Annotated in this window: 20 protein-coding genes; 2 read left to right on the top strand and 18 right to left on the bottom strand. The window is 42.7% G+C overall.

What is annotated here, in order from left to right; all coding sequences use genetic code 11:
- Positions 1-12: 12 nt before the first annotated feature.
- Positions 13-870, bottom strand: a complete 858-nt coding sequence (locus tag ABS301_RS10065; protein ID WP_349672107.1) for an ABC transporter permease — start codon at positions 868-870, stop codon at positions 13-15.
- 9 nt (positions 871-879) lie between these two features.
- A complete protein-coding gene (locus ABS301_RS10070; protein WP_349672108.1) occupies positions 880-1,824 on the bottom strand; it encodes an ABC transporter permease in 945 nt (314 codons plus the stop codon).
- Positions 1,825-2,113: 289 nt separating this feature from the next.
- Between ABS301_RS10070 and ABS301_RS10075 the strand changes: the two genes are divergently transcribed.
- Positions 2,114-3,052 carry a LysR family transcriptional regulator gene (locus tag ABS301_RS10075; RefSeq protein ID WP_349672109.1) on the top strand — a complete coding sequence of 313 codons (939 nt, stop codon included), beginning with the start codon at positions 2,114-2,116 and terminating at the stop codon, positions 3,050-3,052.
- 129 nt (positions 3,053-3,181) lie between these two features.
- Here the strand turns inward: ABS301_RS10075 and ABS301_RS10080 are convergent, their stop codons facing one another.
- The 15 genes from ABS301_RS10080 to ABS301_RS10150 form a co-directional block, all read right to left on the bottom strand.
- Complete coding sequence (locus ABS301_RS10080) at positions 3,182-3,694, bottom strand: ferritin (protein WP_349672110.1); 513 nt, start codon at positions 3,692-3,694, stop codon at positions 3,182-3,184.
- Positions 3,695-4,208: 514 nt separating this feature from the next.
- Complete coding sequence (gene fsa / locus ABS301_RS10085; RefSeq protein WP_349672111.1) at positions 4,209-4,862, bottom strand: fructose-6-phosphate aldolase; 654 nt, start codon at positions 4,860-4,862, stop codon at positions 4,209-4,211.
- Positions 4,863-4,894: 32 nt separating this feature from the next.
- Complete coding sequence (locus tag ABS301_RS10090) at positions 4,895-5,272, bottom strand: VOC family protein (RefSeq protein WP_349672112.1); 378 nt, start codon at positions 5,270-5,272, stop codon at positions 4,895-4,897.
- A gap of 10 nt (positions 5,273-5,282) precedes the next feature.
- On the bottom strand, positions 5,283-5,921 hold the full coding sequence (locus ABS301_RS10095; protein ID WP_349672113.1) for an RpiB/LacA/LacB family sugar-phosphate isomerase: 639 nt from the start codon (positions 5,919-5,921) through the stop codon (positions 5,283-5,285).
- Positions 5,918-6,853: a transketolase family protein gene (locus ABS301_RS10100; RefSeq protein WP_349672114.1), complete on the bottom strand. Its 936-nt coding sequence runs from the start codon at positions 6,851-6,853 to the stop codon at positions 5,918-5,920. The genes ABS301_RS10095 and ABS301_RS10100 overlap by 4 nt, the downstream gene beginning before the upstream one ends.
- Before the next feature lie 2 nt (positions 6,854-6,855).
- Positions 6,856-7,668: a transketolase gene (locus tag ABS301_RS10105; protein ID WP_349672277.1), complete on the bottom strand. Its 813-nt coding sequence runs from the start codon at positions 7,666-7,668 to the stop codon at positions 6,856-6,858.
- Positions 7,669-7,704: 36 nt separating this feature from the next.
- Complete coding sequence (locus ABS301_RS10110; RefSeq protein ID WP_349672115.1) at positions 7,705-8,712, bottom strand: ABC transporter permease; 1,008 nt, start codon at positions 8,710-8,712, stop codon at positions 7,705-7,707.
- Positions 8,706-10,214, bottom strand: coding sequence for a sugar ABC transporter ATP-binding protein (locus tag ABS301_RS10115; RefSeq protein WP_349672116.1), 1,509 nt, complete (start codon positions 10,212-10,214; stop codon positions 8,706-8,708). Before ABS301_RS10115 ends, ABS301_RS10110 begins: the two co-directional genes overlap by 7 nt.
- Positions 10,215-10,266: 52 nt before the next feature.
- Positions 10,267-11,274, bottom strand: a complete 1,008-nt coding sequence (locus tag ABS301_RS10120; protein WP_349672117.1) for a sugar ABC transporter substrate-binding protein — start codon at positions 11,272-11,274, stop codon at positions 10,267-10,269.
- Positions 11,275-11,571: 297 nt separating this feature from the next.
- Positions 11,572-13,734, bottom strand: a complete 2,163-nt coding sequence (secF, locus tag ABS301_RS10125) for a protein translocase subunit SecF (protein WP_349672118.1) — start codon at positions 13,732-13,734, stop codon at positions 11,572-11,574.
- Between the two features lie 21 nt (positions 13,735-13,755).
- Positions 13,756-14,253: a hypothetical protein gene (locus ABS301_RS10130; protein WP_349672119.1), complete on the bottom strand. Its 498-nt coding sequence runs from the start codon at positions 14,251-14,253 to the stop codon at positions 13,756-13,758.
- Positions 14,254-14,339: 86 nt separating this feature from the next.
- Entirely contained in the window at positions 14,340-15,035 is a 696-nt protein-coding gene (locus ABS301_RS10135) for a FadR/GntR family transcriptional regulator (RefSeq protein ID WP_277408856.1), read from the bottom strand.
- A gap of 167 nt (positions 15,036-15,202) precedes the next feature.
- A complete protein-coding gene (locus ABS301_RS10140) occupies positions 15,203-15,736 on the bottom strand; it encodes a winged helix DNA-binding protein (RefSeq protein ID WP_349672120.1) in 534 nt (177 codons plus the stop codon).
- Positions 15,737-15,855: 119 nt separating this feature from the next.
- Complete coding sequence (locus tag ABS301_RS10145) at positions 15,856-16,647, bottom strand: ABC transporter ATP-binding protein (protein WP_349672121.1); 792 nt, start codon at positions 16,645-16,647, stop codon at positions 15,856-15,858.
- Positions 16,648-17,751: a FecCD family ABC transporter permease gene (locus tag ABS301_RS10150; protein ID WP_349672122.1), complete on the bottom strand. Its 1,104-nt coding sequence runs from the start codon at positions 17,749-17,751 to the stop codon at positions 16,648-16,650.
- Between the two features lie 233 nt (positions 17,752-17,984).
- Between ABS301_RS10150 and ABS301_RS10155 the strand changes: the two genes are divergently transcribed.
- The gene (locus ABS301_RS10155; RefSeq protein ID WP_349672123.1) at positions 17,985-19,049 is read left to right on the top strand and encodes an ABC transporter substrate-binding protein; all 1,065 of its coding nucleotides are present in this window, start codon (positions 17,985-17,987) and stop codon (positions 19,047-19,049) included.
- Positions 19,050-19,096: 47 nt separating this feature from the next.
- Here the strand turns inward: ABS301_RS10155 and ABS301_RS10160 are convergent, their stop codons facing one another.
- Positions 19,097-20,764: an alpha-glucosidase gene (locus ABS301_RS10160; RefSeq protein ID WP_349672124.1), complete on the bottom strand. Its 1,668-nt coding sequence runs from the start codon at positions 20,762-20,764 to the stop codon at positions 19,097-19,099.
- Positions 20,765-20,774: the final 10 nt, after the last annotated feature.

A 20,774-nucleotide genomic window follows, 5' to 3' on the forward strand; every position in this document is an offset into this window, starting at 1 on the left:
TGTCTCCTCCCATCAAACCTCACCCCGAAGCCTTGGATCCAGTGCATCCCGGACACCGTCACCAAACATATTCAGACAGATAACGAGAACCGCAACGCAGACTCCCGGTGTGAGTGCAAATACCGGATTCTGGAGAAGGAATAAGCGGCCGTCACTGACCATACCTCCCCAGGATGCAGTCGGTGCGCTGATTCCAAGACCTAAAAAGCTGAGTCCGGCTTCTGCCAGAATGGTCTGTCCCACCTGCTGGGTCATCATGACAATAATCGGTGAAATACTGTTTGGGAGAATGTGTTTAAACATCAGCCTGAAATTTTTATTCCCCTGAAGTTTTCCTGCCATAACATAATCTGCCTGTTTGATTGTCAGCACCTGCCCTCTCATCATCCGGACATATCCTGCCATAGAAGAGATTCCAAGAATAATTGCCAGATTACGGATCCCGCTTCCAAACACAGCAGTCAGGGCCATAGCGAGAATAATCTGGGGGATTGCCCGAATGGCTTCCATAATTCTTGTAATAATGTCATCTGTGATTCCGCCGAAATAACCTGCAATCATTCCGAAAAAGGTTCCCGCAACACAGGCAATCATGACTGCAAATACACCGATAATCAGACTCACTCTGGTTCCGTATATAATCCGGCTTAACACGTCTCTCCCGTAATTATCGGTTCCAAGAAGATGATCTTTTCCGGGTCCCTGAAGATAAGAGGCAAAATCTGCATAATTGGGGTCATACGGTGCAAAAACCGGTGCGAAAACTGCCAGGGCAATAAAGAGGAGAACCACCGCTGCACTGAATGCGGCAATCTTTCTGGCAAACAAAATTTTAACTGTCTTTTTCCATCTTCCGTTGTTTTTCATCATTTTGCCTCCCTATTCAAACCTGACTCTCGGATCAACCACTGCATACAGAATATCCGTCAAAAGGTTGATGATACAGGATACCAGCGCAGTGACCAGCACGCATGCCTGAACAACCGGAATATCTCTTGACTGAATCGCTTTAACAAATAAAGAGCCCATTCCTGGAATGTTAAACACGGATTCCACAAACATGGAACCTGCCAGCATGGAACCAAGGCGCATTCCAAGGATGGTGATAACGGGTATCAGGGCATTTTTAAGAGCATGCACATAGATGACCTTCCGCTGTGACAGTCCCTTGCTTTTTGCAGTTCTGACATAATCCTGCCGGATGACTTCCAGCATACTGGAACGTGTCTGCCTGGTCACTGTAGCAATTCCTCCAAGTGCCAGACAAAACAGCGGCATAACAGCCTGTCTGATCGCAGTCACCGGATCCTCATGAAACCAGGTAAAGCCGTAAGAAGGAAGCCAGCCCAGTTTCATTGCAAATACATACATGACTAATAGTGCAATCCAGAACTGGGGCAGGCATGCTGTTATGTTGGCTACAAGAGTGACTGCCGTATCTGCCGGTTTTCCCCTATATACTGCGCTGATTACACCGAACAGGATTCCCAGGGGAATGCTTATGATAAATGCACTGATTGAAAAAAATAAGGTTATGGGAATCCGTTCATTTATAATTTCCAAAGTACTTTTATGAAACTGGGTGGACTGTCCCCAATCCCCCTGGACTGCACCCGCCAGCCAGCTGAAATACCTGTGAATAATCGGCTGATCCAATTTTAATTCATGAAACACCCTCTTATATTCTTCCTGAGATACCTCCTGTCCCAGCATGGCATATACAGGATCACCAGGAATCAACGATACCAGCATGAATGTAAAGATGGATATCAGAAAAATAATCAGTATCATCTGTCCGGTACGTTTTATTATGTATGCTTTCATTTCTACTTTATAGCAGGAACTTATAGCCTGCCATATTCCTCCCTCCTCGCATGACTCGTTTTTTATTCTGTTATTTTTAGTGTTTTCATTATAGACACACTCTGTTATAATGAAAATATAGATGATTTTGAATAATAAATCGCGTCATCTCCTTTTCAATGTAAATTTTAAACCACTTTCCAGTTCTAATTATATATTTTATTATGCATTTTTTCCAATAACCCCTTCCTATTTTTACTATAGTCACTGCCTATAACTAAAACTCACAGCAAAAGAAAGCAGGCCTTCCATGGACATCAGGTATTTAGAATATATTCTCGCACTGGCTGAAACGGGAAATATGACGAAAGCAGCTAAAAAACTGTACATCTCACAACCTACGCTAAGCCAGTTCCTTACCAAGCAGGAACAGGAACTTGGTTCACCGCTTTTTGAAAGGTCCGGAGGTACCTATTTACTGACTCCGGTGGGAAACCTCTACGCAGAATACGCAAAAAAAGTAATTTCATTAACTTCAAATCTGGAAAAAGATATAAAACGTGTCTCAAATTCAAGCCGGATCCGCATTGGCACCTCCGCTTCCAGCGCCATGCAGATGCTCTCCTGTATCCTGGCTGATTTCCGTAAATATTACCCGAAGGTAGAATTGGTACTGTCAGATGACAATCTGTGGTCTACCAGCAATTTTATTTCAAAAGGGGAAATAGACCTGGCTTTTGTAACTGCCAATTCCATGGAAAAGTACAGAGGTCAGAGTATTGAACTGAAAAAAGAAGAGGTTGTATTTGCTGCCCCCAGCAGCCATCCCTATTCCCAAAAGGCAAGCGGGAACCGCCAGCGTTCTCTTACCAGCACACAGCTTCTGGAACATTTTCACGGTTCTCCTTTCATACTGCAGCACAAAGGTTCCTGTATCCGGTATCTGATCGAAGATTTTTTTGAAAAGGAGGAATTTAATCCCACCATTGCCTGCATGACCTCTCATGTTCAGTCTATTTGTGACATGGTATCCAGCAATATCGGAGTGGGTTTTATTCCTGTTGAATATCAGCTTCCTCACAAGATGATTACCTGCTTTTCACTGGAACCGAAACTGTACAGAATTCATTCAATTCTTTACCGTAAGGATTTAATTATGACACCGCCTCATAAATGTCTGATCGATTTGGCTAAAACATATGTAAATACCAATTACAATGGTGATCTAAAGTTAATGACATTGCATTAGAACATGTGACCGGCGGGCACGCAAAAAAAGAAGGATTCTTCCATCTGAAGAATCCTTCTTTTTTAAGCGTTTTACCCCTGCCTATAGGGGTTCTACCTTTATTTAATTACTGGACCCCGGCCTGAAAAATCAGATTACCAGCGTAGGCGGAGTATAGACTCTGGCTGCCAGCTCCGTATCCAGGAGATAAAGTCCCTTTGCATCACTGCCGAACAGATCATATCTCTTAATGATCTCATCCGTATTCTTCTCTTCTTCACTCTGTTCCTTTACAAACCAGTCAAGAAACTGCATGGTACGGAAATCCTTTATTTCATAAGCGGCTCCGTAAATGTCGTGAATGGAAGCTGTTACCTTAATCTCATGTTCATAGGCTTCCATGGCCGGCTGGCGGAAATCGGTGAAAGCGAAGGAAGGGGCCTTAATATCCGAAAGAACAATCTTTTCTCCATTCTGAAGAAGGTAATCCATGAACAGCATTGCATGATCCCGCTCCTCCTGAGTCTGTATTTTAAACCAGTTAGCAAACCCGTTTAAATTCTGGTCTGCATAATAGTTCGATATATCCAGATATGCATATGCGGAGTAAAGTTCAAAATTAATCTGTTTGTTTATCTTAGCAACAATCTCTTTGTTAAGCATAATCTTAATCCTCCTTTATAATAAATAATCATTTTTATAAACAAGGTTGTCCAATATTTCATATTAATTTAGTTACTATCAAATATTTTAACTTGTTTATTGCTATATTCTAACATCTTTAACGAAATTTTTCAATATGATATACATAAATTATTGAAGAGTTTTATAGCTAAATATATTAATTACACTCTACAACTCTGCCTTTCATGTGTTATATTTGAATTACAAAAGAGTAACCGCCACACAAGGTGGAAGCTCCCTTGATTGACTAACTGCTCATGTCGCCATGAGCCAGCCTATCCTGTTTGCGTCAGGGCAGGCTATTTTTTTCCTATATATGTAAGCAATGCAATCAGGAATGTTCTACCCTGTATTCGGTTACTCCTGATAGCATATTACTATACATTTCCAACTCGTACAATATTTAATTATGATACAAAATAACGCCAGAGATCTCAATTAACCAGATATGAAAAAGAACGAAACCATAGCGGTCTCGTTCTTAATTTCAAAGCTATTCTCCAAATACAGCTTTATAATCAGCAACAAATTTATCAATCCCCTGATCCGTCAGCGGATGTCGGATCATCTGTGCCAGTACACCGTAAGGAACCGTAGCAATATCTGCCCCTGCCTTTGCACAGTCAATTACATGAATGGGGTTTCGGATACTGGCTGCAATAATCTCCGTCTCAATTCCATGCTGGGTGAAAATCTCCATAATGTCCCGGATTAAATCAATACCCGGCATGGAGATATCATCGAGGCGGCCTAAAAACGGTGATACATAAGTTGCTCCTGCACGGGCGGCCAGCAAAGCCTGAGCAGCCGAAAATACAAGAGTTACATTTGTTTTGATTCCTTCTGCAGTTAAAACCTTTACTGCTTTTAATCCCTCTGCTGTCATAGGGATTTTCACTACCATGTTGGGGTGAATGGCTGCAATTTCCCTACCCTCGCTGATCATGTGAACCGCATCTGTTGTGGTTGCTTTCACTTCACCGCTTATGGGGCCATCTACAATCGAAGCAATCTCTTTAATTACTTCTGAAAAATCTCTTCCTTCTTTGGCAATCAGGGATGGGTTCGTGGTTACTCCGCAGATAATCCCCATATCATTTGCCTTTTTTACATCTTCCGTATTTGCCGTATCAACAAAAAATCTCATGACAGTTCTCCTTTACGCTCCGGTCTTCTCATCTATTCGTAAATTTTGCAAAATTCAATCTTCTCTCCATTAGGACCTTTAAAAAGGAAGAAACGGTTGGTTCTTGGAGCAAACATCTCATTGGATTCAATTCCATTTGTAATCATTTGGTGGCCCTGTGCCAGAATTTCCTCATAGGCTTCGTCCAGGTGTTCACAGGTCAGGGCAATGTGATCGATACAGCCAGCCAGTTTTTCCTCCTGACGTCTGGGATAATATTCAATCACACAGGTCTGACACTGAAGCATTCCTCTGACGCCATGGTCAACCAGTCGGATAAAGCCAAGATTTTCATAAAAGGAAACGGTTAATTCCGGATCATCTGTGGGAATTGCCACATGGGCAATTCCTGACGGTATATTCGTTATCATCACTCAGCTCCTAAGCAAGCAGACTTTTTACATATTCAAGAATTGATCCATCCTTGCAGTTTGCAAAAAACAGTTCTTTGAACTTCTCACCGCCCAGTGCACCCTTTACCAGATCCTGGTCCAGTCCTTTTAAGCAGGTAATAAGATCTTTTAAGTTGTTCTCTCTCACTCCGTCCAAAATCTTTTTATTGCGCTGTTCCGGAACTGCCCGCTCCCTTGGATAGCCCTGTCCGCTCTCTTCCGAAAACAGTTTTTCAAACGCGTATTCCAGATTCAGCTCTGCTCCCCAGCCAAAGCCCTTTGCAAAAGGCATGGCAATGGCATTTCCATCATTGATCTGGGCAAACATGTAGCCGTCACTTGGATCTGTTACCAGACCGCAGATCACTCCCGGGAAACTGTTTAATGCAAGCATGGCTCCCTGCCCGGTTCCGCAGCCGGTCACTACGTAATCCGCTGCTCTGGAATTTAACAGAATTGCTGCCAGGATTCCATTCTGCACATAGGTGAGGGAGCAGCTATCTTCGGGAGAATACATACCGTAGTTATCCACTTCATAGCCCTTTGTATCAGCCACTTTCTTTAAACTGGTGTAAATGATTCCGTTTTTGGCAGCCTGGCTGTTTTCATTAATCAATGCGATTTTCATTTGTTTAACACTCCTTTTATCTGATTATATACCTGTTTTTCACTGAGTCCGTACTCTTCCAGTAGCTCTTCCGGTTTTCCTGACTGTCCGAAGCGATCCTCCACTCCGATCTTTTTAAAGGACACATTGCACTTATTATTTAACAGAACATCTCCTACTGCATCTCCCAGTCCTCCGATGGTGCTGTGCTCTTCTACTGTTATGACATGATTACAGCCGGATGCATATTTTAAAATGCAGTCCTTATCAATTGGCTTGATGGTATGCATGTTAACTACCGTAATACTGATTCCTTCTGACTCCAGGCGTTTTGCACATTCAAGGGCAGTCGCTACCATAATTCCGCAGGCAAATACAACTGCTTCCGTTCCTTCTTTCAGCACATTTGCCTTACCGATTTCAAAAGGCATATCCTCTTCAAATACCGGACTTGGAAGTCTCGCCAGCCTTAAATATGCCGGGCCTTTCATTTCAGCAACGGCCTTTACAGCACGGTGAGTCTCATTGGCATCACAGGGAACTACTACGGTCATGCCTGGAATCACCCGCATCAGAGCCATATCTTCAATTGCCTGATGGCTTCCGCCGTCTTCTCCCAGGGTGATTCCGGAATGAGTCATACCAAGCTTTACGTTAAAATTAGGGTAAGCAACTCCGTTACGCACCTGCTCATAAGCACGTCCTGCCCCAAATATGGCAAAGGTACTGCAAAAAGGAATATATCCCATGGTAGACAGTCCTGCACTCATATCCACCATATTGGCCTCTGCAATTCCTGCATTGAAAAAACGCTCCGGGAATTTTGATCCAAAGGTTGCCGTCATGGTTGCATGAGCCAGATCCGCATCCAGTACAACCACCTTTTCATTTTCTTCTCCAAGACTGGCAAGGGCTTCGCCGTATGCCACTCTGATTGCTTTTAATTCACTCATGTCTATGCCTCCAGTTCCTTTAATGCCTGCTGTCTTTCTTCTTCATTTGGTGCTTTCCCATGCCAGCCAACCTGATTTTCCATAAAGGAGATGCCTTTTCCTTTTACCGTGTGAGCCAGAATGCATTTTGGTTTTCCTTCCATGGTACTGATGGAGTATGCTGCCAGTACCTCTTCTAAATTATTTCCATCTGGAAGCTCCAGTACCTGAAAACCAAATGCTTTGAATTTAGAAGATAAATCTCCCAAAGACATTACCTGATCATTGGTTCCGTCAATCTGAAGTCCGTTGTTATCAATAATAATGGTCAGATTGTCAAGATGATAGTTGGCAGCTGCCATACATGCCTCCCAGACCTGGCCTTCCTGCAACTCTCCGTCCCCTAAAAGGGCATAAACCTTAATATCCTTTTTCTGAGCCTTTGCGCCAAGGGCCATGCCCACTGCAATGGAAATCCCCTGTCCCAGGGAACCTGTGGAGGCGTCAATGCCAGGCACTTTTTTCGCATCTGGATGACCCTGAAGAATGCTGTGAAGCTGGCGGAAATTCTTAAACTCTGCCTTATCAAAAAATCCCATCTCTCCAAGCACTGCGTAATAGCAGGGTGCTGCATGACCCTTGCTTAACACAAACCGGTCACGGTCTTCCATATCCGGGTTCTCAGGATCCACTTTCATCTGTGTATAAAAGAGCCCTGCCATCAGTTCTACCGCAGATAAAGAGCCTCCCGGATGACCGCTGGCTGCATCGGCAGTCATATTAATAATATCCTTACGGATTTCGCTGCATATCTTCTTTAATTCATCTATGTCCATCATGTCCTTATGCCTCCGTCTTTTCTATGTAAATACTTATTTTCTCATAGAACTTTTCTTCTTTAGATAATCCACGTATACTGCACCCAGAATTACAAATCCTTTTACTACAAACTGCCAGTAACTGTTGATTTTAAGAAGATTCATTCCATTATTTAAAACACCAATGATGAGAACACCAACTACTGTTCCCCCCAAGGTACCAATTCCACCGTTAAAACTGGTTCCGCCAAGAACAGAAGCTGCAATGGCATCACGCTCAAATCCTTCCCCGACTGACGGCTGTCCGGAGTAAAGTCTTGCTGCCAGAACGACTCCGGCAAGTGCAGCCATAACCGCACTCATGACATAGACTCTTACCTGAATCCATCTGGTATCTACACCTGCATATTTGGCCGCTTCTTTGTTACCGCCTGTCGCATAGACATGACGCCCAAAGGAGGTGCGGTTCATAATAAAATACAGAATTACAAAAGCCACGCCTACAAAGATAACAGGGATCGGCACTCCCAGAAAGCTTCCAACGCCCATGTTGTTAAATGTTTCGTTATTGGACTGTGCAGGCTGTCCGCCAGTTAAAATATAGCTGACACCACGGACGATAATCTGCATGGACAGTGTGACAATAAAGGGAGGAAGTGTGGTATGGGATATGACAAATCCGTTCATAAAGCCGATAAGTGCTCCAAACAACAAAGGAATCAGAAATACTGCGATCAGGGGAAGTCCTCCATTCCCGCATCGTACGGCTATTACTCCGGCTGCTGCCACAACAGAACCGACTGACAAATCAATGCCTCCGCAGATTAAGACACAGGTAATTCCAAAAGCGATAAAGCAGTTCACACACACCTGCCGTAAAACGCTGAATAAATTATTTTTCACAAGAAAGGTATCGGTTGTGAATGATAATAAGACGCATAAGAAAACCAGGGCGATCATGGCTGCCATATTTCGTTTCAGCCAGATCAGAAAGGGATTGGTATCCCAGAGGCCCGGTGCTTTTAACTGCGCTGTCTCTGGTTGATTCTTCTTGCTTAGCATGTTGTATGTTCTCCTCCCACTGCATATGACATGATCATTTCCTGCGAGCTTTCCGTTACTGTCTGATCGATGATTCCCGCCAGACAACCTTCCCTCATAACGGCGATCCGACTGGAATTGTTAATAATTTCAGGAAGCTCGGAAGATATCATAATGATAGAAACCCCTTCCTGAGCCAGGGTATGCATCAGTTTATAAATCTCAGCCTTTGCCCCCACATCAATTCCCCTTGTAGGCTCGTCCAGAATCAGGACCTTGGGCTTTGCAGCCAGCCACTTTGATATGACGATTTTTTGCTGGTTTCCGCCGGATAATTCTCCCGCTGTCTGTTCAGTCGAAGCCATCTTAATAGAAAGCTTCTGTTTAAATTCATCAACGATACTCTTCTCTTTCTTCTTATCTACCTGTAACCGCTGTATATATTCAGAAAGTACCTGAAAAGTCAGGTTGGTTGCAATGCTGTGCCCCAGAAAAAGCCCCTGCTCCTTGCGTTCTTCCGGCACAAGAGCAATGCCTGCTGATATGGCATCCTTCGGTTTTTTGATTGTAAGCTGTTTTCCCTCCAGCCAGACTTCCCCTGACTGTATGCTGTCAATTCCGAATATTGCCAGTGCCAGTTCTGTACGCCCAGCCCCCACCAGTCCGGAAAATCCAAGTATTTCCCCTTTTTTCAATGCAAAGCTGATATCAGTAACTTTATCGGTTGTCAAATGTTTTACTTCCAGGATTACATCGCCCCCAATGACGCGCTCATTCCCGTACATATTGTTAAACTCACGTCCGACCATCATGCTGATCAGTTCGTTTTCTGTTGTTTCACTGGTCTGCCTGGTTCCAATGAATTTACCGTCTCGAAGCACAGTAACGGAATCGCATACCTTAAAGGTTTCTTCCATACGGTGTGATATGTAAATCATGGCAACTCCGGCTTTTTTCAAACGGTCAATCTGGGAAAACAGATTGTCAGTTTCACTTTTCGATAAGGAAGCAGTTGGTTCATCAAGAATTAAAATTTTTGCCCCTTCGCTGACTGCTCTCGCAATCTCAATCATCTGCTGCTGAGCTACGGACAAGCCGCGGATGAGCATTCCGGAATCCAGTTCTAGTCCCAAAGCATCGAGAGCTTTTTGGGCCTCCTTTTTCATTCTCCGGTAATCCACCATTTTTAAATGATTTTTCGGTTCCCTTCCAAGAAAAATGTTTTCTGCAATAGTCATCTCCGGAATATTAGTGATTTCCTGATGAATAAAACTGACTCCGAAGGTTCTGGCATCCTCTACATTTCTGATAGAAACCTCTTTTTGGTTCATAAAAATTGTGCCGGAATCTGCACTGATAATGCCGCCTAAAATTTTCATCAGAGTTGACTTTCCTGCACCATTCTCTCCCATAAGAGCCCGGACTTCTCCGGGCTTTATGGAAATACTGACTCCGTCAAGCACAACATTGCGGCCAAATGCTTTTGTAATATCTTTCATCTCAAAAACATATGCGTCTGACATGTTTTTCTACTCCTGTTCTGCATTCATCGCTTCGGGTCAAAGTGTTTACGGATTACTTGCCAACGTTTTCTTCCGTAATAATAGACATAGGTACTACTACCTTTTCTTCGATTGTCATACCAGAAAGCAGTCTGTATGCGCTCTCAATACAGGTGGCTCCGATACCAGCCGGATCCTGCGCGGCAGATGCTACCATCTCTCCTGAACGGATAAATCCTTTTCCTTCATCAGATCCATCAACGGAAACAACCTTGGTCTTATCCAGACGCCCTGCTTCTTTTAATGCTGCAATCGCTCCTCTGGCAGTTGGATCATTGATTGTGAATACACCGTCAATAACCGGATTGGCGTTGATAAAATCAACCATAATCGGCTGGGAATAATCGGACTTTGGCTTCTCTACGTCCTTTGTCTGAATAATTTCAATTCCCGGATAATTTTTCATTTCTTGTTCAAAACCCGACTGGCGGTTATAACAAACTTCTGTTGTACTGTATGTAATTTCAACTACTTTGCCTTTTCCATCTAATGCCTTAGCCAGTGCCTGTGCACAAAGCTTTCCTGCTTCCAGATTATCGGAAACAACGGTACACTGAACCAGTTCCGGATTCTTTACCGCGGTGTTAAATGCAATTACCGGAATTCCTGCTTCCTTACAGGCTTCCAGTGTCGCTCTTACACCTTCGGAGTTAATCGCTGAAATACAGATCACATCACACCCCTGATTGATCATATCCATAACATCATTCATCTGCTTGTTCTGATCCCCGCCTGCATCCTGTATGATGAGTTCATCTTCCGGATTCTGAAGGGATTTCTGCATTGCTTCTTTAATCTGAATGAAGAAAACGTTGGTTAAATCCGGTGCGGAAACTCCTATTTTAACTGGTTTCTGCTTTTCTTCTGTTCCTTTTGCTTCTGTTCCTTTTGCTTCTGATGTTACAGCTGCAGTCGTCTGGGCCTCACTCTGAGTCTGGGCTGTATTGTCTGCAGTCGAACTGCAGGCAGCCAAAGAGATTGCCATCATAGCTGATAATACAATTCCAATTACTTTTTTCATAATAATCCACCTCTCAACACGTTTAGTCGTTAAATTCCATACATTTTTTGTTACATTTGTTGATAACATTGTATGATATCATTCTTTTAAGCTTCCCGGGCTCGCTTTTATTGTATGCTGTCATACAATATTGTAAATTCATAATACATCTTTACTCGAATTTTGTCAACATTATTTTTAAAATTATGCAAAACAAACAAAAGGCAGTCATACATCATCAGGCAAACTTGTCTTACAATCAAAAAAAAGGCCAGGCAGTCAAATAAACTGACTACCCGGCCTTCGCCTAATATCTTATTATTTCCCTTTCTTTTTCTCCCACATTGCCCACAGGGTACCTGCCACACAGATTGATGAATAGCAACCAGTCAGGATACCGAAGAACATAGGAAGTGAAAATTCCATGATGGACTCAATATGGAAATACACAGAAGCCACCATAAGAATTAATACGCAAATTCCAGTTGTTGCGGAAGTATTAATGGATCTTCCCAGTGTCTGGGATGTACTTACGTTAACCAGAGTATCCACCGGCATTTTTGAATCATGTTTTCTGTTTTCACGAATTCTGTCGTAAATTACGATAGTATCGTTAATAGAGTAACCGATGATCGTCAGTACTACCGCGACGAACGCATCATTTAACGGAATCTGGAACAATACAAATGCAAAGAATACCACAAGAACATCATGAACCAGGGCAATCATCGCTGTTATTCCGGCAGAAAGGCCGGATATAACGGAAAAACGGATCCAGACATATACAACAATAAAGATCAGTGACAGGATAATGGCAGCAGCGGCGTTCTTCAGCGCTTTTGCTCCAATATAAGGCTCAACCACAAATGTCTCAGACAGCTTTGCATCATTTTTGCCAATGGTACTGTTAATTGTATCCGTAATGGCCTTCTGTTCCTCCGGTGACATACCTGCATTTCCGGCAAGTGTAACAGACAGCCTCTTTAATCCAGTCATATTATCTTCTTTAATCTGAACGGTTACGGGACGCTTTGTCTCTTTTTCAATGGCTTCCTGTATTTTACCGGTATCTGCCTGATCAGAAACGGAATAAGAAAGAACTGCACCGCCTGTAAACTGAGTATCCAGTTTTACTCCATAGAAGAAGCAGCCCGCGATACCGGACAGGATAACGAATCCTGAGATAATGGCAAATATATATTTCTTCTGATAGAAAGGAATGATTTTTTTATCCTTTCTGATTCGGAACCTCTTTTCATTTCTCCAGAAATCAGACTGAATCAGTGACAGTATCAGGTGTTTGGATACGGATACACCAATCAGAAGATTTACCACCATACCAACCAGCAGGGTATAACCAAAACTCAGCATGGTTCCTGATCCAAAGATCATTAAGATCACTGCCACAATAGCAGTTGTAACATTACCGTCCAGTACCGATGAAAATGCATTCTTATAACCGGAAATAACAGCTCCCTTTACCGATGATCCCTTCTTCAGTTCATCTGATATACGCTCTGAAATAATAATATTGGTATCCACAGCCATACCTAGAGTCAGGATAATACCTGCAATTCCCGGAAGGGTCAGGGTATACTGGGGAATCGAAACTGCCAGCATCTGAATTACCATCTGTAAAAGCAGTGTAACGCATGCAACGATACCTGGCATTTTGTAAAACACGATCATAAAGAGACAGATCACGAGGAATGCAGCCAGTCCGGCATAGACCATAATTGTTAAAGCATTACTTCCCAGAGAGGGGCTAATGGTAGAAAAGTTGGTTGTTTTTAAGGAGAAAGGAAGAGCACCGGCATTAATTTTCTCAGCCAGAGCCTTGGCTTCCTCGTAGTTCTTCATACCAGTGATTACCGCCTGTCCTCCTGATATCTGATTCTGCACCGTAGGATTGGAAATCAGATTATTATCCATATAAATTCCGATTCTTTTTCCGATCAGTTTTCCGGTGGCATCTTCAAACAGCTTTGATCCATTGCTGTTAAAGCTGAGAGCTACCACGTAGGTCTTGATTCCATTGGATGTATTCGTCTGAGGAGTGGCCTTCTCAACATCTTTCCCCTGAATTAAAACAGTTCCATCGGGATCCTTAAATGTCAGTTCTGCCATCTCACCTAACTCAGATATTGCATCTTCCGGGTTAAAATCTGTTTCCCCTGATTTCCATGGGAACTGTACTATGATATAACCAGCCTCTTTATCCACAGTTACTTCACGGTCAGCAATGTTCTGGCTGTCCATACGGCTTTCAATTACTTCCCTTGCCGATTCCAGTTCCTGGGCCGTAGGCTTACGGTCTAAATTCTGAGGCTCGAAAATAGCTTCGACGCCTCCCCGTATATCGATACCAAACCGCATATCGAAGATTCCTTTAACACTATCTCCTGCTCCAAATATTGCAATGCAAACAATGGCTGCAATTCCTAAGAATATTGCAGCAAGCATTTTCTTTCCTGGCTTCATAAGTTTTCCTCATTTTCTATATTAATTTTCAATCTGCCAAAACCTGCCTGCTGTTTCTTTTTCTCCGTCGGAATTATGAATATAACGTATCACAAACATCCGGCTTATATATCCCTCCCGCATAAGAACGGTGCGAAGTGACCATAACGCAAACGGTATAAATAAGAAGAATGTTTTTAAACATATATAATTAAGGATTACGCTTTTTAGATTTGAACGGCTTACAATATTAAGAAATACATCACTTACCGCTTCCTCTTCCAGCACATCCTTCGATTCAATCATTGCATCAAATCTTTTATGACGCAGGTTGTCGCCAGAAAAACTGCTTACGGAAAAAAAGCCAGGATGTCCCAGGCTCTTGACCACATCAACCGTATTCAGTTGTGTCATTAATACTGCCGTACAAAAAAAACATGCCAGTATCAGACGATGTATCCCAGATTTTTTCCTCCTGGTATCCAATGTAGTTCCTCCCGCTGCAGGTGTTTTTCCATTCCCGCATACTTCTTTATACATGTTGCATTGTATCACATATTGATGAAAATGCAACGTTAATATACTGACAAAATTCCACAATTTTGGCAGGAATTTTGCCAGTTCTATTACCGCTTTATAATCACATTCATATCTGTGTTAATCAATGAAATATGGCGTTTGGCATAAAGTTCTGCCACTTCTTCATCCCGTGCCTTTAACGCTTCCACAATGTTATGGTGTGCCCGGATCGCGTTCTGGGCATTCTGAGGAACCTGAAACGTTCTCAACCGGAAATCACGAATGCACTCATCAATTTTTTTACTCATAAAAATGAGCATCTTGTTTTTACTGGCCTCCACAATCTGCCGGTGCAGCCGTTCATCATACTTAGCCATACCAGCAAAATCATTCTCTTCCACAGCCCGGATAAACCGGAAATGGGTTCGTTCAATCTGCTCCAGCTCCCCATCCGTGGCCCGTTTGGCGATAATTCTCGCACACAGGGGTTCCACCGCACTTCTTACCTCAATGTAATCCTTTAATTCAACTTCATTTTTAAGAAACCACTCAGCCAGTTCTTCCTGACCCAATTCCTTTTTGCTGACCAGAAATGCTCCCCGACCAGGCTTAATCTCTACCAGCCCCCTGGCCTCCAGAATGCGGAACGCTTCTCTGACTGTTCCTCTGCCAACGGTCAGTTTCTCACACCACTCCTTTTCTGTAGGCAATTTCTGCCCAACCAAAATTCCATCTGCTGCAATATAATCCTTCATGCTGTTTACTACCTGCTGTACAATGGGAATTCTGGAAAGTTCTTCCATCTAATTCACTCCTTTAATTTATGTTTTTAGTCTAAATCTTTCATGTTGTCATACAATCATTGTATCACATCTGATGAAAACTGCAAACATAAACGTGTTTTTTTACATTTCTTGTGCACATGTCGGACAATTATCGGGGTAAATGGTGGAGTCAATATGAATTTTTTCTATGGTAATAATTTCCTTAATAATCGTTCCAGCTGGTCTCTTTCTTCTTTTTCCAGGCGGTTCAGCACTTCTTTGTCTCCACCCGTTATAAATTCTTCTGCCACTTTTGTTCCTTTATCCGAAAGGGTATACTGATGTAATCCCTCTTGCTGGGTTTTCTTTTTTACATATTCCTTTTTTTCCAGTTTTTCCAGACACTCCTTCAGCTTCTCGTTTCTGATCCCCGTTTCTGATTCCAGTTCTGTTGCAGTCTTTCCATCTGTCTGGAACAATGCTCCCATTACCAGTGCTCTTAATTTCTTACCGCTTAACTCTTTCTCCTTCTGACCAAACAGCCGGTGAAATCCAAATTTATAGGTAAAAAGAATTCTGTTGAAAGACGGTTCATAGTTTTCAGTTTGCTGCTGGCTGGTCTCTTCTTTCCGTTTTAATGATTTTGCATAGACCTTACCTTTGCTGCAGTGAAGATCATCAATGGAACAGTGACGTTTACAGCAGGGACAATGAAGATTATCTGATTTTTTATCACTCATGATTATTTTCCTCCTATGTCATAATATACAAAAGGGCATATACCATCGTATATACCCCTGAATTCATTATATTCCTCCACAGAATTGATGTCAACGACCCCATGGATAATATTTCTATTTTATTTTCCATCTTTCCCACAATGCATGGTTACCGGCAGATAGGCAATGCTCAACTCCCCTGTAATGGGATTGGTATAAATTTCGCACTCCACATCATAAACCTCTCCGATCAGCTGACTGGTCAATACCTCCATTGGAGTTCCATGTGAAATCACTTTTCCCTGCTTCATCACGTAAAGATAATCACAGTATTCAGCAGCAAGCTCCAGATCATGCAGAGCAGCAAGGGTACCAACATTCATTCGCTTTACAATGGATAAAATCTGCAGCTGGTATTTAATATCCAGATGATTGGTGGGCTCATCCATCACCAGAAAGGAGGGCTGCTGTGCCAGGGCACGTGCCAGTATGACACGCTGCTTTTCACCTCCCGACAAGGTAAGGTAGCTGCGATTTTCATAACCGGACAGGCTAACCTGGTTAAGTGCAGCGCTGACAATTTTATAATCCTCCTCAGAATCCCCCTCCATAAATTTTTTGTGGGGAGTCCTTCCCATAAGGACCATTTCCTGAACGGTAAAATCAAAGCTAAGATCATTAAACTGACCAACAACACCCATAATACGGGAAACCGACCTGGGATCTGATTTCACCACATCCAGATCACCCAGATAAATACTGCCCTGCCTGGGTTTTATCACCTTATAAATACTCTTGAGCAGTGTGGACTTTCCACAGCCATTAGGCCCTATTAATCCAACAAACTGTTTATCTTTTACTTTAATTGAAATATCCTTCACAATATCAGTATTGGATAACGTTACGATCATATTATTTGCCTGAAGATCCACCTATTTTCCTCCAAATCCATATCCTTTTTTCATTAGCATATACATAAACATGGGAGCGCCGATCATGGATGTAATAATGCCAATGGGCAGCTCACTCTGATGAATCAATGTACGTGAAAATACATCGGCCCAAATGAGAAAGACAGCTCCAAACAAGGCAGAAACCGGAATCAGTCTTTTATGATCTGTTCCCACCACCCCTCTGACAATATGGGGAATAATTAATCCAACAAAACCGATAGTGCCACAACTGGAAACTATAATTCCTGTAACTAATGCACAAACCATCATATAAATGCGGAGATAACGATTTAATGAAATGCCCAGCGTGACAGCCGCTTCACTCCCTAACAACATGGTGTTGAGCACCCGAAACTGGGTTAAGAAAAACACAACCGCAATTCCTATACTGATTGCTGCCAAAGGAAGCTTCCCCCATGTTGCAGATGCGATACTTCCCATGGTCCAGAAAGTTACTGTCTTAATTCCTTCCGCATTATTTGCAAAATAGATAATAAAATTAGAAAACGCACTACACAGCGCATTGATCACCATGCCTGTAAGCACCAGCTTGGCAGAAGTAATTTTCCCTCCCATGTGAGCAATAACCATCACCAGGACAGCCGCTCCAAATGAACCTGCAAATGCACAGGCTGCAACCCCCATCTGACCCAGTACTCCTGGAAAACCAAACCCAAGCAAAATAGCAAAGGTAGCGCCTAAGGCACCTCCTGAGGAAATCCCCAAAATGTAAGGGTCTGCCAGCGGATTTTGTACGGATGCCTGCATTACCGCGCCGCATAGGGAAAGCCCAATTCCAACCAGCATTGACATCAGCGCCCTGGGCAGACGGATGTGCCAGATAATATCCGCAAAAGAGGCCGTGGAAAGCCCTTCTAATGAGCCAAATCTCATTCCGGAAATCTTATAAAGCAGAATCTGAAACGTATCATTAAGAGAAATAGGAACTTGCCCAATGGACACCGAACAACCGACTGAAAATACAATAAAAACGATCAGGACGAGGACCAACGGTACAAATGCCTTCTGCTGGATGCTCTCTTTTTTTCTATTCCTTGCAGTTATGCTGCTTTGTGTCTTCATGCTGATGCTCCTTAGTAATTTACATATTTATAAAAACTGAACGCTTTATGTTTCTATAAGTTAGTCTATTCTAACCGCATTTCAATATATCATACCTCAATACAACTGTCAACACAATCGTCATTTTGTGATCAGGTGAACCCATGTAAAACAGGTTGACAAATTTGCTGTTTTTAAAGTATACTCTTTTAGTTAGCTTTCGCTAACCAATAATCTTAAAAGGAGAAACACAATTGAATATTATTTGGAAAAAGCATTTTGCAGGCATATCGCTGACTGTTCTTATGGTTGCAGGATTAGTTGGATGTGCCTCCAGCTCTGTCTCTTCCAATCCGGAAAAGACAACTCAAAAAACGGACACTGTGGATTCTCAGACTAACCAGCAGTCCAGTTCCGTCTCCTATCCCTTAACCGTGTCCAATTACAGCATTAATGATGGCAACTGGACATCCAGACAGCAGATTTTTGAAGCGGCTCCCAAACGTGTGGTTGCCAACAACCAGTCCACAGCGGAACTGCTGATTCGTCTGGGTCTGACAGACACCATGGCAGGTGTTGCCGCTATTTACGGTGAGACCTCTGAAGATATTGCCGAAGAATTCTTAAAAATCCCCGTACTGGCCAATGGTTATGTTGGAAAAGAAGTAGCTCTGGGAGCTAATCCGGATTTGATCATTGGACGTGGCGACTTGTTTGCGGATGCAGAATGGGGTGTGGGAAGCGTTGATGAATTAAATTCTTTGGGAATCAATACTTACATCTTTAACACCTGCAAACGTGGCGCAACCGTTGACGCTTTGTTTCAGGATATAGAAGAGCTTGGCAGAATATTCAGTGTACAGGATCAGGCTTCCGTATTTGCAGACAGCCTGCATTCCAGGATTAATCACTTAACCGATACACTCTCAGGAGTTGTTCCCCAGCTTACTTATGCCTATGTATCCTACAGCGATGGAGACCTTTCCGTCTATTCTGCAACCTCTGATACCTTTCAGAATGATGCGTTGAATATGATAAATCTGGACAATGCTTTTAAAAATGCAACCGGTGAGATCACACTGGAACAGCTTGTTTCAACCAATCCTGATGTTCTATTGATTTCTCGTTACTCAGGGGGCCCGGAGGCAGAAAAATCCGTTGAAGAAATCTATAAGATGCCTGCACTTCAGTCACTTTCTGCAGTTTTGAACAAGCAGATATACATTATAGATTTTAGTCAGTTCTGGGGTTATAGTTATCAGATTTTAGACGGAGTGGAACAGCTTGCATCGGATATGTACCCGGATCTTATCAACTGACGCCTCTATGGCAGTCAGTTGATAAAATCAGGAGAGATTCTATCTGACTAAAATAACAGTACCAGCACCTGATATCCCTTTAGTACCAGCTTCTTCCCAGCTTCTCTGACCGTATCGTAATTATTAAGCAGGATTTTACGGTACGGTTCTATCAGATCTATTTCCTGTTCTTCCATTTTAAAGTTTCCTATGACAAGAATCCTCTCATGTTCCCCGTTTCTATAGTAGACCATCAGCCGTTCCATTTCTAAATATGCGGGTATCAGCTGGCCGTAAATAAGGGTATCTTTATATTCCTCATTCTTTCTTAGCGCAATCAGCTTTTTGTAGAAATGAAAAACGGAATCAGGATCTGCAGACTGATGATGCAGATTAATGGAGGCATAGTCCTTACTGACTGGGAGCCAGGCTGTTCCTGTGGTGAATCCCGCATTCTCACTGTCGTCCCATTGGAAGGGTACCCTTGCATTATCCCGGCTGTAGCGCTTTACAGCCTCCAAAGCCTGATCCTTTGACAAACCATTTTCAATTGCCACCTGGTATTCTTCTAATGTGGAAATGTCGTCATACTGGTCAATGTTTTCAAAGGCGACATTCTCCATACCTATTTCCTGCCCCTGATAGATGAAGGGCATTCCTTTTAACAGAAAATACAAAGCTGCCAGCATTTTTTTTGCAGCATCAGAACACTCTCCCTCAGGAATATATCTGCTTACCCCCCTTGGTTCATCGTGGTTTTCAATAATATTAGAAAGAAAACCGATCCCCTCCGCTCTTTCCTGACTGTCAAAGCAACACTTCCGGTAATCGTCGGGCGTTACCGGACGATTGTCATACCAGCCTTTTTCACTTGCGCCGAATACAGTCTGGCTGAAATCAAAGATGCTGGAAAAACATCCGTCTTCCCCTATAAAATCACACAGTTCTTCCTTTTTCTCATTAAAAACTTCACCTACAGTAAAGGCATCATATTGGTGAAAAGTGACGTCCCGCATTTCCTTTAAAAAATCCATAACGCCCTTATTTTCTTTTAGCATCTGCCTGCAGTCCGCCAGTCCGTCTTCCCGGTCAGGCTCATAATCATGGAAAGGAAGGGCCTTTTTAATATTCATAATGGCATCAATCCGAAATCCTGCAATTCCTTTTTTCAGCCACCAGTTGATCATGTCGTAGATTTCATTTCTCACCACCGGATTTTCCCAGTTTAGATCTGGTTGCTTTTTATGGAACAGGTGCAGGTAATAAAGGCCGGTATCCCCTATTTGTTCCCATGCACTTCCTCCGAAATAGGACCGGATATTGGAAGGCTCTTTCCCATCTTTTCCTTCCCTGATGTAAAAATAATCACCATATTCGCCTTTCGGATCTTTCAGGGCCTTCTGAAACCATTCATGTTCATCGGAGCAATGGTTCACCACTAAATCAAGAAGGACGTAGAGATTCCTTTTTTTTGCTTCATCAACCAGTTCCTGCAAATCCTCCATGGTACCGAACCGGGGATCAATCTCATAGTAATTGGAAATATCATATCCCTGATCTGCAAAGGGAGACTGATAGATCGGTGATAACCAGATAATATCGATACCAAGCTCCTTTAAGTAATCCAGTTTTGAAATCACGCCTCTTAAATCTCCTATGCCATCTCCGTTGGTATCGCGAAAGCTTTTTGGATAGATCTGATAAGCAACCTTATCATGCCACCATTGTTTTTTCATTCTATTTCTC

This window comes from Lacrimispora sp., from assembly GCF_031982545.1.
Taxonomy (GTDB): Bacteria; Bacillota; Clostridia; order Lachnospirales; family Lachnospiraceae; genus Lacrimispora.

Coding starts and splice junctions, on each gene's coding strand:
- ABS301_RS10065 (WP_349672107.1), bottom strand. CDS start 870: ATGATGAAAAACAACGGAAGATGGAAAAAGACAGTTAAAATTTTGTTT.
- ABS301_RS10070 (WP_349672108.1), bottom strand. CDS start 1,824: ATGAAAGCATACATAATAAAACGTACCGGACAGATGATACTGATTATT.
- ABS301_RS10075 (WP_349672109.1), top strand. CDS start 2,114: ATGGACATCAGGTATTTAGAATATATTCTCGCACTGGCTGAAACGGGA.
- ABS301_RS10080 (WP_349672110.1), bottom strand. CDS start 3,694: ATGCTTAACAAAGAGATTGTTGCTAAGATAAACAAACAGATTAATTTT.
- fsa (WP_349672111.1), bottom strand. CDS start 4,862: ATGAGATTTTTTGTTGATACGGCAAATACGGAAGATGTAAAAAAGGCA.
- ABS301_RS10090 (WP_349672112.1), bottom strand. CDS start 5,272: ATGATAACGAATATACCGTCAGGAATTGCCCATGTGGCAATTCCCACA.
- ABS301_RS10095 (WP_349672113.1), bottom strand. CDS start 5,921: ATGAAAATCGCATTGATTAATGAAAACAGCCAGGCTGCCAAAAACGGA.
- ABS301_RS10100 (WP_349672114.1), bottom strand. CDS start 6,853: ATGAGTGAATTAAAAGCAATCAGAGTGGCATACGGCGAAGCCCTTGCC.
- ABS301_RS10105 (WP_349672277.1), bottom strand. CDS start 7,668: ATGGACATAGATGAATTAAAGAAGATATGCAGCGAAATCCGTAAGGAT.
- ABS301_RS10110 (WP_349672115.1), bottom strand. CDS start 8,712: ATGCTAAGCAAGAAGAATCAACCAGAGACAGCGCAGTTAAAAGCACCG.
- ABS301_RS10115 (WP_349672116.1), bottom strand. CDS start 10,214: ATGTCAGACGCATATGTTTTTGAGATGAAAGATATTACAAAAGCATTT.
- ABS301_RS10120 (WP_349672117.1), bottom strand. CDS start 11,274: ATGAAAAAAGTAATTGGAATTGTATTATCAGCTATGATGGCAATCTCT.
- secF (WP_349672118.1), bottom strand. CDS start 13,734: ATGAAGCCAGGAAAGAAAATGCTTGCTGCAATATTCTTAGGAATTGCA.
- ABS301_RS10130 (WP_349672119.1), bottom strand. CDS start 14,253: ATGTATAAAGAAGTATGCGGGAATGGAAAAACACCTGCAGCGGGAGGA.
- ABS301_RS10135 (WP_277408856.1), bottom strand. CDS start 15,035: ATGGAAGAACTTTCCAGAATTCCCATTGTACAGCAGGTAGTAAACAGC.
- ABS301_RS10140 (WP_349672120.1), bottom strand. CDS start 15,736: ATGAGTGATAAAAAATCAGATAATCTTCATTGTCCCTGCTGTAAACGT.
- ABS301_RS10150 (WP_349672122.1), bottom strand. CDS start 17,751: ATGAAGACACAAAGCAGCATAACTGCAAGGAATAGAAAAAAAGAGAGC.
- ABS301_RS10160 (WP_349672124.1), bottom strand. CDS start 20,764: ATGAAAAAACAATGGTGGCATGATAAGGTTGCTTATCAGATCTATCCA.